This is a genomic window from Pseudomonas sp. Irchel 3H7, assembly GCF_900187605.1.
GTDB lineage: Bacteria > Pseudomonadota > Gammaproteobacteria > Pseudomonadales > Pseudomonadaceae > Aquipseudomonas.
In genome coordinates this window covers 457,950-471,689 of record NZ_FYEA01000001.1, presented here as the reverse complement: position 1 = coordinate 471,689, position 13,740 = coordinate 457,950, and the positions used below count along the sequence as shown (strand labels likewise).

General features: G+C 58.1%; 19 protein-coding genes. All 19 read left to right on the top strand.

Annotation, left to right across the window (positions count from 1 at the left end):
* Positions 1–39: 39 nt before the first annotated feature.
* The 19 genes from CKW38_RS02180 to CKW38_RS02095 all read left to right on the top strand — a co-directional run bounded on the left by CKW38_RS02180 (position 40) and on the right by CKW38_RS02095 (position 13,715).
* Entirely contained in the window at positions 40–705 is a 666-nt protein-coding gene (locus CKW38_RS02180) for a hypothetical protein (protein ID WP_095111685.1), read from the top strand.
* Between the two features lie 79 nt (positions 706–784).
* A complete protein-coding gene (locus tag CKW38_RS02175; protein WP_095111684.1) occupies positions 785–1,513 on the top strand; it encodes a hypothetical protein in 729 nt (242 codons plus the stop codon).
* 12 nt (positions 1,514–1,525) lie between these two features.
* Positions 1,526–2,488, top strand: coding sequence for a major capsid protein (locus CKW38_RS02170; protein WP_095111683.1), 963 nt, complete (start codon positions 1,526–1,528; stop codon positions 2,486–2,488).
* A 45-nt stretch (positions 2,489–2,533) separates the two neighbouring features.
* Positions 2,534–3,124 (top strand): hypothetical protein, encoded by a 591-nt coding sequence (locus tag CKW38_RS02165; RefSeq protein WP_095111682.1) that lies wholly within the window; start codon positions 2,534–2,536, stop codon positions 3,122–3,124.
* A gap of 57 nt (positions 3,125–3,181) precedes the next feature.
* Positions 3,182–3,685: a DnaT-like ssDNA-binding protein gene (locus CKW38_RS02160; RefSeq protein WP_095111681.1), complete on the top strand. Its 504-nt coding sequence runs from the start codon at positions 3,182–3,184 to the stop codon at positions 3,683–3,685.
* A gap of 40 nt (positions 3,686–3,725) precedes the next feature.
* Positions 3,726–3,950 (top strand): hypothetical protein, encoded by a 225-nt coding sequence (locus tag CKW38_RS29440; protein ID WP_141232647.1) that lies wholly within the window; start codon positions 3,726–3,728, stop codon positions 3,948–3,950.
* Between the two features lie 42 nt (positions 3,951–3,992).
* Positions 3,993–4,361: a hypothetical protein gene (locus CKW38_RS02155; RefSeq protein ID WP_095111680.1), complete on the top strand. Its 369-nt coding sequence runs from the start codon at positions 3,993–3,995 to the stop codon at positions 4,359–4,361.
* Positions 4,358–4,954 carry a hypothetical protein gene (locus tag CKW38_RS02150; RefSeq protein WP_095111679.1) on the top strand — a complete coding sequence of 199 codons (597 nt, stop codon included), beginning with the start codon at positions 4,358–4,360 and terminating at the stop codon, positions 4,952–4,954. Before CKW38_RS02155 ends, CKW38_RS02150 begins: the two co-directional genes overlap by 4 nt.
* Positions 4,951–5,379, top strand: coding sequence for a phage tail terminator-like protein (locus CKW38_RS02145; RefSeq protein WP_095111678.1), 429 nt, complete (start codon positions 4,951–4,953; stop codon positions 5,377–5,379). Before CKW38_RS02150 ends, CKW38_RS02145 begins: the two co-directional genes overlap by 4 nt.
* 39 nt (positions 5,380–5,418) lie before the next feature.
* Positions 5,419–6,078 (top strand): phage tail protein, encoded by a 660-nt coding sequence (locus tag CKW38_RS02140; RefSeq protein ID WP_095111677.1) that lies wholly within the window; start codon positions 5,419–5,421, stop codon positions 6,076–6,078.
* Between the two features lie 9 nt (positions 6,079–6,087).
* The gene (locus tag CKW38_RS02135; protein WP_064116694.1) at positions 6,088–6,468 is read left to right on the top strand and encodes a phage tail assembly chaperone; all 381 of its coding nucleotides are present in this window, start codon (positions 6,088–6,090) and stop codon (positions 6,466–6,468) included.
* Between the two features lie 53 nt (positions 6,469–6,521).
* Entirely contained in the window at positions 6,522–6,791 is a 270-nt protein-coding gene (locus CKW38_RS02130) for a DUF1799 domain-containing protein (protein WP_095111836.1), read from the top strand.
* A gap of 27 nt (positions 6,792–6,818) precedes the next feature.
* A complete protein-coding gene (locus CKW38_RS02125) occupies positions 6,819–9,869 on the top strand; it encodes a phage tail tape measure protein (protein WP_095111676.1) in 3,051 nt (1,016 codons plus the stop codon).
* The gene (locus CKW38_RS02120; protein ID WP_095111675.1) at positions 9,869–10,207 is read left to right on the top strand and encodes a phage tail protein; all 339 of its coding nucleotides are present in this window, start codon (positions 9,869–9,871) and stop codon (positions 10,205–10,207) included. Before CKW38_RS02125 ends, CKW38_RS02120 begins: the two co-directional genes overlap by 1 nt.
* A 9-nt stretch (positions 10,208–10,216) precedes the next feature.
* Positions 10,217–10,966, top strand: a complete 750-nt coding sequence (locus CKW38_RS02115; protein WP_095111674.1) for a phage minor tail protein L — start codon at positions 10,217–10,219, stop codon at positions 10,964–10,966.
* 2 nt (positions 10,967–10,968) lie between these two features.
* Positions 10,969–11,724 (top strand): C40 family peptidase, encoded by a 756-nt coding sequence (locus CKW38_RS02110; RefSeq protein ID WP_095111673.1) that lies wholly within the window; start codon positions 10,969–10,971, stop codon positions 11,722–11,724.
* 33 nt (positions 11,725–11,757) lie between these two features.
* Positions 11,758–12,651 (top strand): hypothetical protein, encoded by an 894-nt coding sequence (locus CKW38_RS02105; RefSeq protein ID WP_095111672.1) that lies wholly within the window; start codon positions 11,758–11,760, stop codon positions 12,649–12,651.
* 32 nt (positions 12,652–12,683) lie between these two features.
* Positions 12,684–13,082 carry a hypothetical protein gene (locus CKW38_RS02100; protein WP_256588329.1) on the top strand — a complete coding sequence of 133 codons (399 nt, stop codon included), beginning with the start codon at positions 12,684–12,686 and terminating at the stop codon, positions 13,080–13,082.
* Positions 13,083–13,154: 72 nt separating this feature from the next.
* Positions 13,155–13,715 carry a tail assembly protein gene (locus CKW38_RS02095; RefSeq protein ID WP_095111671.1) on the top strand — a complete coding sequence of 187 codons (561 nt, stop codon included), beginning with the start codon at positions 13,155–13,157 and terminating at the stop codon, positions 13,713–13,715.
* Positions 13,716–13,740: the final 25 nt, after the last annotated feature.

The following is a 13,740-nucleotide window of genomic DNA, read 5'->3' as shown; positions in this document are numbered from 1 at the left end:
CTTCGTTAAGGTGTCTTTGACATAGACAGGGAGTTACACATGCACCTTACCAAGCCAGACATTCCGTATTTGACCAGTGAGATCATCGGCACTGATGAAGGTTGTGGGATTTTCATCCCTGCTAACCGAATGCTTTATCAGTTTGTGAAAGATAACCCGAGCAATACTGACAAGGCTCAGATCGCATCTAAGGCATTGATCATTGGACGAAGCCTCTCTGCATCTGCCGAGCGGCGCACACCAAGCGAAGTTGACCCCGTCACTGGTACAGCTAATTTCTACGACCTATTGGGGCAGACCATTGCCGACTCGATGGTCGGAGAGTTGCTCGATATGCTGGATGAGGATCAGGAACTCACGCCGATGTTGATCGGCGACGTTGTAAAGGCCCATGCTTTTCTATGCGATGCAGTCACCAAAATAACTGAAAAAGATTGCAGCAGTTTCTCTTCAAAATATCTCCATTTTCATCGCCCAAAGCTGTTTCCGATGATGGACTCTAGAGCTCGAACGGCTTTGAAATGGGTGGCAGATGAGCACGATTGGGTTTTCGCACATACAACTGCAGGGCAATCTAAAAACTACAGGGTTTACGTGGATCACTTCCTTCGGGCTCGCCAGCTTTTCGAAGATTATCTGGAGCGACCATTAAGCTTGAGAGAGATGGATAACATCCTTCTGAATCGATTCGACTTATACATTTGACGATCATGAATCTAACCCGCTTCGGCGGGTTTTTTTATGCCTGCAAAGCGGGCAACACATACCCAAGGGGTGCATCAACGTGGCAGAAGAAAACGAAATCGACCTGGACAATCCGGCAATCAAGGCCGCTATCGCGACTGCCGTTGAAACCTCTGTTTCTGGTCTGAAAACCAAAAACTCTGAGCTGCTGGGCAAGCTGAAGGAAACCACCGGCAAGCTGACCCAGTTCGAAACTCAGTTTGAAGGCATCGACATTGACGCCGTCAAAGGCTTGCTCAGCCGGGCCGGCCAAGACGAAGAAACCAAGCTGCTGACAGAGGGAAAGGTGGACGAGGTATTCAACCGCCGCACTGAACGCCTGCGTGGCGACTACGACAAGCAGTTGAAGACCGTCACCGCACGGGCTGAAAAGGCTGAAGCATTCGCCGCCAAGTTCCAAGGCAAAGTCCTGGGCGATTCGGTACGTGGTGCAGCATTGAAAGCCGGCGCACTGCCGGAAGCAACCGACGACATCATCCTGCGCGCCAAAGGCGTGTTCTCGCTGAACGAAGAGGGTGAAGCGGTCGCCGTTGATGAATCTGGCCAGGTCATCCTCGGCAAAGACGGCAAGACCCCTCTGACCCCGCTCGAATGGGCGGAATCGCTGCGCGAAAGCGCGCCTCACCTGTGGCCAAGGGCTTCAGGAACACATGCCCCGGGCGGGGGTGGCGGCCAGGCTGCATTCAAGCGCTCCGAAATGACTGCCGAGCAAAAGCGCGACTACCAGCGCAAGCACGGCCAAACCGCATACCTGCAATTGCCCAAGTAAGGGGATTCACCCATGGCAACGACTGTGAACAGCGACCTGATCATTTACAACGATGAGGCGCAAACCGCATACCTGGAGCGTGTCCAGGACAACCTCGATGTATTCAACGCATCGTCCAATGGCGCGATCGTTCTCGACAACGAACTGATCGAAGGCGACTTCCGCAAACGCTCGTTCTACAAGATCGGCGGCTCGCTGGAGCACCGTGACGTCAACTCCACCGGCAAAGTGACTGCGAAGAAGATCGGCGCCGGCGAGGCCGTTGGTGTCAAGGCGCCATGGAAGTACGGCCCGTACCAGACCACCGAAGAGGCCTTCAAACGCCGCGGTCGTCCGGTCGATGAGTTTTCCCAGATCATTGGTGCCGACGTTGCCGACGCCACTCTGGAAGGTTTCATCCAATACGCCACTGCTGCATTGCGCGCCTCGATCAGCTCCAACGCTGACATGGTGGTTTCGGCCAACATCGAGACGGATGGCAAAAAGACCCTGACCCGCGGCATGCGTAAGTTCGGCGACAAATTCGGTCGCATCGCGCTGTGGGTCATGCACTCCAGCGCTTACTTCGACATCGTCGACGAGGCGATCGCGAACAAAGTCTACGAAGAGGCGGGTGTCGTCATCTACGGCGGTCTCCCTGGTACTCTCGGTAAGCCGGTGCTGGTCACCGATACCGCGCCCACAGATGTGATCTTCGGCCTGCTGCCAAACGCTGTGGTGATCACTGAATCGCAGGCGCCTGGCTTCCGCTCCTACGCGGTGAATGACGAAGAGAACCTGGGTATCGGCTACCGCGCTGAAGGCACCGTCAACATCGATGTGCTCGGCTACAGCTGGAAGGAAGCCGCTGGTGGTGCGAACCCAACGCTTGCCGCCGTGGGTTCGGCTGCGAACTGGGTCAAGCATTCCAACAGCAACAAAGTGACTGCTGGTGTGCTGATCACCCTGACCACTACGCCACCAGCCGGCGGCTGATACTGGCCCTGAAAGCGGTCAGCGATGGCCGCTACGGAGACTTTTATGGAACTGGTTTACTCCACCCAGAACTCGGACTTCGATCCGGAAAAGCGGTATCGAAATCCAGCGCATTTCGATCGGCCTGAAGCGGGTGTAACCCACGCAGTTGTGATTGGCGACTGGCCGAAAGTGGTCGACGCCTATGAGGCGCTTAGCGTCGAAGTTTCTGTGTTGAAACCTCTGATCAGCCAGCCAGTTGATTCGAGCGGCGCTGACACCATTGCCAGCCTGGAGCAGGATAACTTCACGCTACGCGCCGAGCGCGATGGCATCCAGCGGCTGATCGAAGCCGCGGAAGGTCAGTCGGAGCTGGAACACCCAGGCGCCGGCGAACTGCCGACCCGCTTGTACGGTGCGCTGAAAGCCATTCACGAAGGCGTCGTCACCATCGGGGGCGAACGCGATAATTTGGCGGGAGAAGTTGAATCACTCCGCGCTGAAGTCGCACATCTCAAGGCGGCAGCGGAGCCGGTCGATAATGCCGAGAAGATCGCAAGCCTCAAAGCGCAGCTCGACGCCGCCAACGTGACGTACCGGGCGAACGCTTCGGTAGAATCGCTGGAAAAGGCAGTTGCTGATCTGCAACAGGCTTAATAATCCGGGTGCCCGCCAACGCGGCACCCGATCCAGCACACAACAGCGAGCTGATTCATGACTCTCATCATTGAGGACGGTACCGGCAAGCCTGACGCCGAAAGCTACGCATCTGCCGAAGATCTGGCCATCTACGCCGTGAAGTTCGGCGTGGTCATCCCCGCAGATGTGCTAGCACAGGAAGCCCTGTTACGCCGAGCCGCGCTGGCAATGGATGGCATGACGTGGAAGGGGCGAAAGTCCAACAGCGAGCAGGCCCTGTCCTGGCCGCGCCGCGGTGTCGAGCTTGATTACGAATTCAAGCCCGACAACTACCTACCTGCGCGGATCCAGTACGGCCAGATGTCGCTGGCGGTCGAGATCCATACCGACGACGTCGATCCGATCGAGAAACGCAAAGGCGCGGTAACACTGGAGCGAGTCGAAGGTGCGGTGACGCGCGAGTACGCGACTATCCCTAACACCAGCGGCCGACTACTGCCGGCGGCGCCGGATCGACCGAGCGCCACGCAGTTTGCGGATTATCTGTCACGACGTGGTCTGTTCGCCGTTCGCGCTTGATCAAGCGTAGGCTAGGACTTCCATTGATAAGGAGTTCGTCATGTCTGCAGAGCATCGAGTTAATTCAAAGAGTTCAGATCAGGATGAAAAGGACGCTTGGGATTCATATGCAAGCGCGGCGCTTAATGCACTGATCATCAAAGGTGGAAGCACAGGTAACCCAGCACTTGTAGCGGCTGACTTCGCGAATATGATGCTTGATGAGCGGCGAAATGCATTTCCAGAAAAAAAGCGTTCAGCAAGTTCACAACCTCTACGCATGTAAGTTACTGAAGCCGAGGCTTTTACTTCGAGATCTGGAGCCACCATGGCCTATTACGACGAAATGGCCGTGATGGCTCTGGAGATGATCACAGAGTTCGGCCAGCCGGTGACTATCAGCAAGACTCAGCCGGGCGAGTACGACCCGGATCTCGGCGGCGAAGCGCCAGGCGTGCCCGTCGAGCAAATCGCCCAAGGCATCCTGCTCGACTTCACCGGCCAAGAATTCCAAAACAACAGCCTTATCAAGCAGGGCGACAAGAAGCTCAAGATTGCCGCGCAGGGCCTGTCCTGGGTACCGGGCTTGCTCGACAAGGTGGTCACTCAGGACCGTACTTGGGCCATCGTCCCGCCGCTGAAAGAGGTCAGCCCTGCCGGTACGCCCATCTTGTATGAGCTGCAGGTGCGGTCGTGAGCCGGGCAGGTGCCGGCCAGTCCGGTAGCTTCGCTCTGAGCCTGGCCGAGTTTGCCGCCCAGACCAGCGAAGCCATCGACGCCAGTGTGCGCGAGATCATCATCGAGGTCGGCAGCAGCCTGATCCGCATGTCTCCAGTGGGTAACCCGGAGATCTGGGCGCAGAACGCAGTGGCGACGCAGTACAACAAGGCCGTCGACGACCACAACAGCGCGCTGCGCAGCGATCCGGTCAACCTCACCAAGGGCGGCAGACTCAAGAAAGGCCGCAAGCTCAACGACGGCATGGATATCGTTGCACCGAAAGGATATGTCGGCGGCCGCTTCCGCGCGAACTGGCACATCTCCCTCGGAGTGGTCGAAAGCGTCACCTTCGACGAGGTTGACCCGAGCGGCGCCGAAACTACCGCCGCGCTTGTCGCCGCGATGAGCGATTTCACTGCCGGCCAGATGGCTTACATCATCAACAACTTGCCCTATGCGATCCCGCTTGAGTTCGGCCATTCCACTCAGGCCCCCGGCGGCATGGTCCGGGTAACCGTGGCTCGCTTCCAGCAGATCGTGCAGGAGGCCATCAGGAACAATCAGGTATGAGTCATGCACGCGCCCGTCAGGCCATCGAAACGAAGCTGGCCGCATGGTCGGCTGCGCGCCCAATACGAGTGGCCTACTCGAATCAGCCATTTACGCCGAATCCATCTGAAACCTATCTGCGGGCCTTCCAGCTACCAGCCAACACCACCTGCCGCTATCTCGGCGGGGACGCCTACGAGTACACCGGCGTCTATCAGATCAGCATCGTCTGTCCATCTGCCCAGGCCATGGCCACCGCAGAGACGCTTGTTGAAGAGCTGACCCAACTCTTTCGCGTAGACACGCCACTGGCCCGCAACGGGTTCGATGGCCTCATCACGGAACCAGTAGATCAAGGGCCAACAATCACAGAGTCGGCGACCTACACGGTCCCGGCCAGCTTCACCTACGCAGGTGTCGCAGACCTACCGCCCGCTGGGGCATAACCTACCGCCGTCAGGCGGGCACTCAAGAGGAAACACACCATGGCCGCACGCTTCCCGCTGCCGAACGGCGCTGTGCTGGAGATTGCCAGCATTATGGGATCCGCCGTCGCTTTCACTGCCTTGACCAATGCGAAACCGCCGGTCGCTGCTTCTGTGGGGCACAGCATCGAAAATGGCGACGTTTTGCTGATCAACTCCGGTTGGGCGCTGATCAATGACCGTGCAGTAAAGGCGTCCGGCGTCACTGCCGATGCTTTTGCCTTGGCTGGTCTCAATACCATCAACACTGACAAATTCACTGTTGGCGCAGGTTCTGGCTCAGTGATTCCTGTGTCCGGATGGACGCAAATCTCGAAAGTTACGTCCTTCACATCCTCCGGCGGTGAGCAGCAATACCAAACTGTCGGCTACCTGGAAGATGACGACGACAAGCAATTTCCAACCAACCGAAACCCGACCACGATCACCATCGTGGTGGAGGATCAGCCGACCGCTCAATACGTCGAGACAGTCGAGGGCTTCGATGACACCAAAGAGCTGGCCATCGTGCGCATGAAGTTGCGCAACGGCGATCAGATCCTCTATCCGGGTTATGTGAGCATCACTCCCGATCCAACGATGGAGCGCAACAACGTCATGACGCGCACCATCAGCATCGGGCTTTCTGCTCGTTCGCTCCGTTACTTGGCTGGCGCATAAGGACTTCTCATGGCAAAGATCAGGATCGCTCAGAACCCTACGTTCAGGGCACTTGTGCACATCCCCGTCGTTGGGTGTGAGCCCGAGGCAATCGAGTTCACCTTCAAGTATCGCGATCGCCCGGCACTCGCAGCGCTGTTCGACGAATGGAACCTGAAGGCGAAGGAAATGCGCGAGGGGTTCGGGGAAGGCACCACATTGTCGGATGTCGTTGCTGCCGAAACCGAGTATCAGGTGCAGCAGATCAAGGATCTGGTCGCGGGTTGGGGCTTTGATGACAAGTTCGACGACAAGAGCATCCTTGCCCTTGTGAAGTCATGCCAAGGAACTGCTGAAGCGGTGGTGAATGCCTACCAGAGCGCATTCAATCAGGCCCGCTTGGGAAACTGAGGGCGGCCGCCGCGGCGTTGTACGAAAGCGGACCATCTGCTGAGCAGTTGGCAATCCTCGGGCTGACGGCTGCCGATTTGTGCGGTGACGATGTAGAGGTCTGGCCATGCAACTGGCCGGCCTTTCTCTTGTTCAACCGAATGTCCACGCAGTGGCGGGTCGGCACCGGTGGCCCGATCGGTCTCGATTACAACTGCATTCGCGACGTCGCCAAATTCCTCGGCATCAAGAAAAAGAAACTCGCTGAAATCTTTCCTGACCTGCAGGTGCTGGAAGGCGAAGCCCTGCGCGTGATGGCGGAGGAAAGGGAAAACAGCCCGTAACCACGGGCACTTATTCAAGGTGAGTCGATGAACATTGCAGAACTCGGCGTCAAGATCGACTCGGCCGATGCGATCGAGGCCAAAACGAGCCTAGATGAAATGGCGAAAGCTGGCGGCCGGGCCGAGCAGTCCGCCGTTTCGCTGATGAACGAAATGCAGGCGCTGGAGAAGTCGCTTTCTACCAACGCCAAGACCACACAGGACCTTGCCAAACAGCGCGATGCATTGGCGAAGCTGACCAAGACCGGCGCCTATGGCGAGGCTGAGGCCGCGAAGATCTCTGCGCAGCTCGACAAGCAACAGGTAGCGCTGGCCAAGTCGGCCATGGATGAACAGAAGGCGCTGAATAGCCTGCTGGGCGCCATCGATCCCGCCCGCTCCGCGCTGGCGAAGCTGGATACGCAGGTCGAGCAATTGGGCAAGCATCTGGACGCCGGCCGAATCAGTCAGGACGAGTACAACACCGCCCTGAGCAAGATCGATAAGGACTACGACAAGCTAAACAAAACTACCACCGGCTTCGACAAGCTGCGCCTCGGCACCCGCCAAGCACAGGAAAACGTCGTTCAGCTGGGAAACGCGCTGTCGTCAGGCGACTGGGGTAGCGGCGTTCGCGCAGTCGCACAACTTGGCGCTGGTGCGGGTGAGGGTGCGGCGGGACTGCTTGCCATCCTCGGCCCGCTTGCGCTGGCTACCGCTGCCGTGGGTGGACTGGCATACGCTTTTTACAAGGGCAGCGAGGAGCAGGACAGCTACAACAAATCGCTGATCCTGACTGGCAACTACGCCGGTGTGAGCGCCGGGCAATTGGGCGATATGGCCCGTCAGGTCAGTGCAACCGTTGGCACCACCGGCCAAGCCGCAGCCGTGCTGGCTCTGCTTGCCGACAACGGAAAGATTGCCGGCGAGAGCTTCACCGAAATAACCCAAGCCGCCGTGTCGATGCAGGAAGCGACAGGCAAGGCAGTGAGCGAGACAGTTGCCGAGTTCGCCAAGCTCGCCGACGACCCGGTCAAGGCGTCTGCCGCGCTGAATGAGCAGTACCACTACCTGACCGCGTCCGTTTACTCGCAGATCGCTGCACTGGAGAAGCAAGGCGACCATGCCGGCGCCGTGAAACTGGCCACCGAATCGTTTGCTGATGCAATCAACGAGCGCACGCCGCGAATCCTCGAGAACCTGAGTTTCTGGGAGAAGGGCTACAACGCCGTTGCTCGAGCTGCTGATGGCTTGAAGAATATCGGGCGTAGCGATATCGGCGCCGATATCGAGCAAGCTCAACGCGACTTGGCGAGTGCTCAGGCAGGCAATGTCGGCCTGTTCCAGAACAAACAGGAGATGATTGATCTCTACCAGAATCGTCTCAACATGCTGGAGGATCAGAAGGCTGCCGAAGCCGATATCGCCAAATGGCAAGGCGAGCAGGCGAACGCCGAGCTGGCGTCTCAGCAGGCAATGATCAAGATTGATGCGCTGACGAAATCTGCGCTGACCAATGAGCAGAAGCGCACCGAAGCGATCAAGGAGTACAAGCGCCAACTCGAAGACATTCGCAAGGTCGCCCCCAACGACCCGCGGCTGAATCAGGCCGCGATCGACAAGAACATTGCGAACATCAACGACCAGTTCAAGGATGCAAAAACGGCAGGCACTCAGGTCGACCTGACCGGCTTCAACAATGCCAAGAACAACCTGGCGGCCATCAGCGATGAGTACAAAAACGCCCAGAAGAAACTGGACGCAGCGCAGAAGGCCGGACTCGTTTCTCAAGCCGACTATGTCCTTAAACGCGAAGCGCTGATCGGTAACGAGCGCGACGAGGTGACCGCGGCCTACGAGGCGGAGATTGCTGCTCTGGAAGTTGCGAAGGCGAAGAAAACCACCTCTACCGCGCAAAGCATCCAACTGGACCAGAAGATCGCCGACGCCCGCGCAGGCATGGTCAAAGCGCAGAAGGAGGCGGACAGCCAGCTCGAGGTTCTGGCCACAAACGAGACCGGCCGTCTCGCCCGCCAAGAGCGTGCGATCACTACCTACGTTCAGGCGCTGGCTCAGCAGCAGCGAGCGCTGGAGCTGGCAGGGCAGCGAGCCGTTCTCGGCGTCGGGCAGGGCGATCGCCAGAACGCGCTCAGCAGTGAGCTGAACAGCCAGCAGGATCGGTTCGCTCAGCAGTCGCTGGAGCTGGCAAATCAGAAGTCCGATCCGTCTCGGAACATGTCGGAGGAGGAGTTCAGCCGTAAATCGCAGGCTCTCGCCGACGCGAACAAGGCGGCTACCGACCAGATCCGCCAGAACTACGCGGACGTGGAGGCGGCGCAGGGTGATTGGACGAAAGGCGCAGCGTCGGCCTGGGCCAACTATCTGGACTCGGCGAGCAACATTGCCGGACAGACAAAGACTTTGTTCGGCAATGCCTTCAGCTCGATGGAAGACGCCGTCGTCAACTTCGCCATGACCGGGAAGCTATCGTTTGCGGACTTCACCAAGTCGATCTTGGCAGACATGGCGCGTATCGCGACCCGTCAGGCCAGTTCGGCGTTGCTGAGCAGTCTCGTCGGCGCTGCCACCAGTTACTTCACTGGCGGTGGTGGCGGTAATGGGCTGGCGGCTGGATCAGCAGGTGCAACGTCGTCGAATCTCGGCGCCTCTTCGGCGGGTTACTCCAGTACCTACTTCCCGCAGGCCCTCGGCGGTGCTTGGTCGTCGGGCGTGCAGATGTTCGCCAACGGCGGTGCCTTCACCAACAGCATCGTCAGCGCGCCGACTGCCTTTGGCATGGCCGGCGGCCGGGCGGGGGTCATGGGGGAGGCGGGGCCGGAGGCGATCATGCCGCTGACCAGGACCTCTAGCGGAAAGCTGGGGGTTATCGCTGCCGGTGGCGGCTCCGGAACTTCGATCAGCATCAACGCGCCGGTGACGGTGATGACGCAGGATCGCAGCTCCGAAGGGATGCAGATCGACCAGCAAGCCCTGTCGAAAAACCTTCAGTCGCAAATGCGGGCGGTGGCCGAAAAAGCCGTCGCCGACTCTTGGTACCCAGGCGGTACCAGCTTCCGAAACGCAAATGGGAGGGCCTGATGGCCATCGAGAAATTCACATGGCCAACCGGGCGCGGGGAAACACCCGATATCAACTATCGGGTGCGCTCCTCCAAGTTCGGCAATGGCTACGCCCAAAATGTCGGCGACGGACCAAACAACAAAGAGGACTCCTACCCGATCACCTGCGTCGGCCACAAGGCCAAGGTGCAGCAGATCATGGCGTTCCTCGATAGGCACGCCGGGGCAAAGGCGTTTCTCTGGACAACGCCGCTCGGCGAACTCGGACTGTTCACCTGCAAAAATCCCGCTCCCACACCAATGGGCGGTGAGGTCTTCAAACTCACCGCCACGTTCGAGCGGGCATTCAAACCATAAGGGGCAATCATGCCGCTGATCAGTGACATTCAGGTGCTTGAGCCTGGCAGCGAAGTGCTGCTCTTCGAATTGGACGGCACGGACTACGGTGCGGACGTTCTGCGCTTTCACGGGCACGCGATTCCGCACACGGCGGCCGGGTTGATCGCTGCCGGCGACGATGCCGACCAGCTCCCGGCGAAGGCGATCTACTGGCAGGGCAATGAGTACAGCGCCTGGCCGATGCAGATTGAAGGGATCGAGGCGAACGGCGACGGCACTGCCGTGCGGCCCACTTTATCGGTGGGCAACGTCAATGGGCGCATCACGGCGCTGTGCCTCGCGTTCGAGGATCTGCTCGAGTTCAAGCTGACGATGCGGCACACGCTCGGCACCTACCTCGATGCCGCCAACTTTCCGACCGGCAATCCAACGGCAGATCCAACCCAAGAGACAATTGAGGTCTGGTACATCGACCAGAAAACGAACGAGGACGGGGAGAATGTCAGTTGGGAACTGGCCAGCCCGGGCGACGTAGGTAACGAATCCATCGGCCGGCAGGCCACGACGCTGTGCCACTGGTGCCTCACTGGTGGCTATCGTGGGCCGAACTGCGGATACACCGGGCCATACGTGACCAAGGACGGCGTCGTTACCGACAACCCGGAACTGGACGAGTGCGACGCCACGTTGGGCAAAGGCTGCATACCGCGCTTCAGCGAGGGAAACCCGCTGCCTTTCGGTGGCTTCCCGGCCGTTTCCCTGATCGCAAGGAGCTGATCATGCGCAAGCACATACTGAACGCGATCCAGGCGCACGCGGCGGCCGAGTACCCGAAAGAGTGCTGCGGGCTGCTGCTGGCGATAGGACGCAAGCAACGATACTTCCCCTGCATCAACGTCTCGACCGTGCCGAACGAAGAGTTCCGAATCGATCCGGAGGAGTACGCAGTGGCCGAAGACGTCGGCGAAGTAATCGGCGTGGTTCATTCGCATCCGGACGCAACCAGCCGACCGTCACCGCGTGACCTCGCCATGTGCGAAGCGACCGCAATGCCTTGGCATATCCTGAGCTGGCCGGAAGGAGACCTGCGCACCATTGTGCCGACCGGCGAGGTGCCGCTGCTGAAACGGCCATTTGTGCACGGGGCTTGGGACTGCTGGCAGGTGTGCGCCGATTGGTACAAGCGCGAGTGGGGGCTGGAGTTCGAAGCTTTCAAGCGTGCCGATGGCTGGTGGGAGAGCAAAGACAACACCAGTCTTTACGAGGCGAATTACGAGGCCGCCGGCTTCTACCGCGTCGACCAGCCGCAGCGCGGCGACATGATCGTGATGGAAGTGGGGCGCACGGTTTTCCCGAACCACGCCGGGATCTTTCTCGGCCCCGACCCGGCGTTGCCCGGCGAGGACGCAGCGACTTTCGGCCCCGGGCCATTCCTGCTGCACCACCTATACGGCAGGCCATCGGAGGTCATTGTCTTCGGCGGGCCGTGGCTTGACCGCGCGCGACTGGTGCTACGTCACCGTCGATCTCGGTGATAAGGTATAAACCTTTTCACAGGAGTGGCATAGATGAGCAACAACGCAAGCTCGCTGTCGGCAACTTTATTGGCTGGAATGATGTTCGCGCCTTTCGTAAATGCCGAATGGGTTAAGTCAGAAGTAAAAGACGAGATGCGCGGAAGCGTTACGATGGCTTTCAGCCAAACAGCAAAGCCTATGAATGGCGGTGGCCCCAGCGCTACCTTGATGGTACTGGACAAAAAAGATGGAAAGCCTGGCGTGGTTTTGCATCTGGAAGACGGAAAGGTCAAAGGCTGTCCTAAACCAGGCGAATCGCTTTGTAATGCAAGTGTAAAATTTGACGACGGCAAGGTTCGAGAAGAGCTTTTTGCGTCTGATGATGGACGGCAATTGATACCGACACAGGTTGTGGCTTTCGCCGGCGCCGTAGCCAGAGCTAAACAGGTTTTTGTCGAATTGAACGTGAGTGGAATAGGTACTCGCCAATACAAATTTGATTCGGGCGCACTTGATCTATCCATAGATGAAGGGAAACCGCTGGCTCTGCTTGGCTATCAGCTTGGTAAAAGATATCCAGATGTTGGGCCGCCTTTACAAAAGGCAAAGGGTGAGGGGTTAGATGTTTGCTACGCAGGGGATAATTTGCCTGGCGTTCTTGGCTCGGAAAAAATGCAAAAGAGCACACTGTGCTTTTTTGATGGCTTCTTTTATAGCGCGGTCGTCATTCCTGGAACCAAGGCGGGCTACAATTCTGGAGCCAAGTATCTAACATCGGTTTTTGGAAAGCCTGATCCAGATGGAATTTATCCTTCCTGGCCAAATAGGGGCGGTAAGCTTCTCGATACGGATACTCGGAGAGCGTCCTATTTTTCGATTGGCAAAAAATCGTATTCGGAACCATTTATCATAGCGGACGAGATAATCAGCCCTTTTGTTCCGTGATACGTGAATAGGTGGGCCTCAAGGAGAGAACTTTGAAATTCATATCTACCGTTATCGCTCTAATGTTGCTGACTGCTTGTGCAACCACGCCAGTTCCGTCAGGAAAGGCGGATCCCGTGCCAAGCTCGCGCCTGTTCGCATATCAGAAGCCAGCCTCCGGTGACGCTGTCTTGATCGTTACCCGTGATTCCGGCTTTGTTGGTGGCGGCTGCAATACATCAGTGAGCATCGACGGGCGAAAAGCTGCCGAGATTGGTTCTGGTGAAACTGCAAAGTTCTACGTTTCCGCCGGTGAGCACATCGTCGGCGCATCATCATGCGGCAGCGGCCTTAAAGAGCGGGAAGCCAACATAAAGGCTGGTGCCACCAAGAAATTCAGGATATCCATCGACTCATCAATGAGCATGGACTTATCACCCACGATGCAATGACAGAGCCGCCTACGGGCGGTTTTTTTATGACCGGAGAAAGCTGTGGCAGCGACGGCAAGTAACAACCCAGCTATGACAACCATTCTTCTCTCAGGCCCGCTTATCAAGCTGTTTGGTCGCGTTCATCGCCGAGAGCTCGGCAGCAAGTCAGTGGGCGAGGCATTCAAAGCGCTGAAGTGCACGATTGAAGGATTCGAAGGCGCTATTAAAGATCTTGAGCGCAAAGGGATGCGTTTTGCGATTTTCAGAAACCGGAAAAACGTAGCTGAAAAAGATTTCGGTCTCGGCGGGACCCAAGAGATTCGCATCGTCCCAGTCATTTCCGGGAGCAAACGAGCAGGCCTGCTTCAGACGATCATTGGCGCAGTTCTGGTCGTGGCCGGCTCGTACTTCGGTCAGCCTTGGGCCGTGCAGTTGGGTGCCGGGCTGGTGGCTGGTGGTGTGATACAGATGCTCAGCCCTCAGGCGAAGGGCCTGAAGCAAAGCGCATCCCCAGAAAACTCACCGTCCTACGCCTTCGGAAGCGCCAAGAACACCACGGCAAGCGGCAACCCGGTACCGATCTGCATCGGCGAGCGCCGGTGGGGCGGGATGATCATCTCGGCCTCGATCCTGGCTGAAGACAAAGTGTAATCAGGACAGCAGCACACCTACCGCC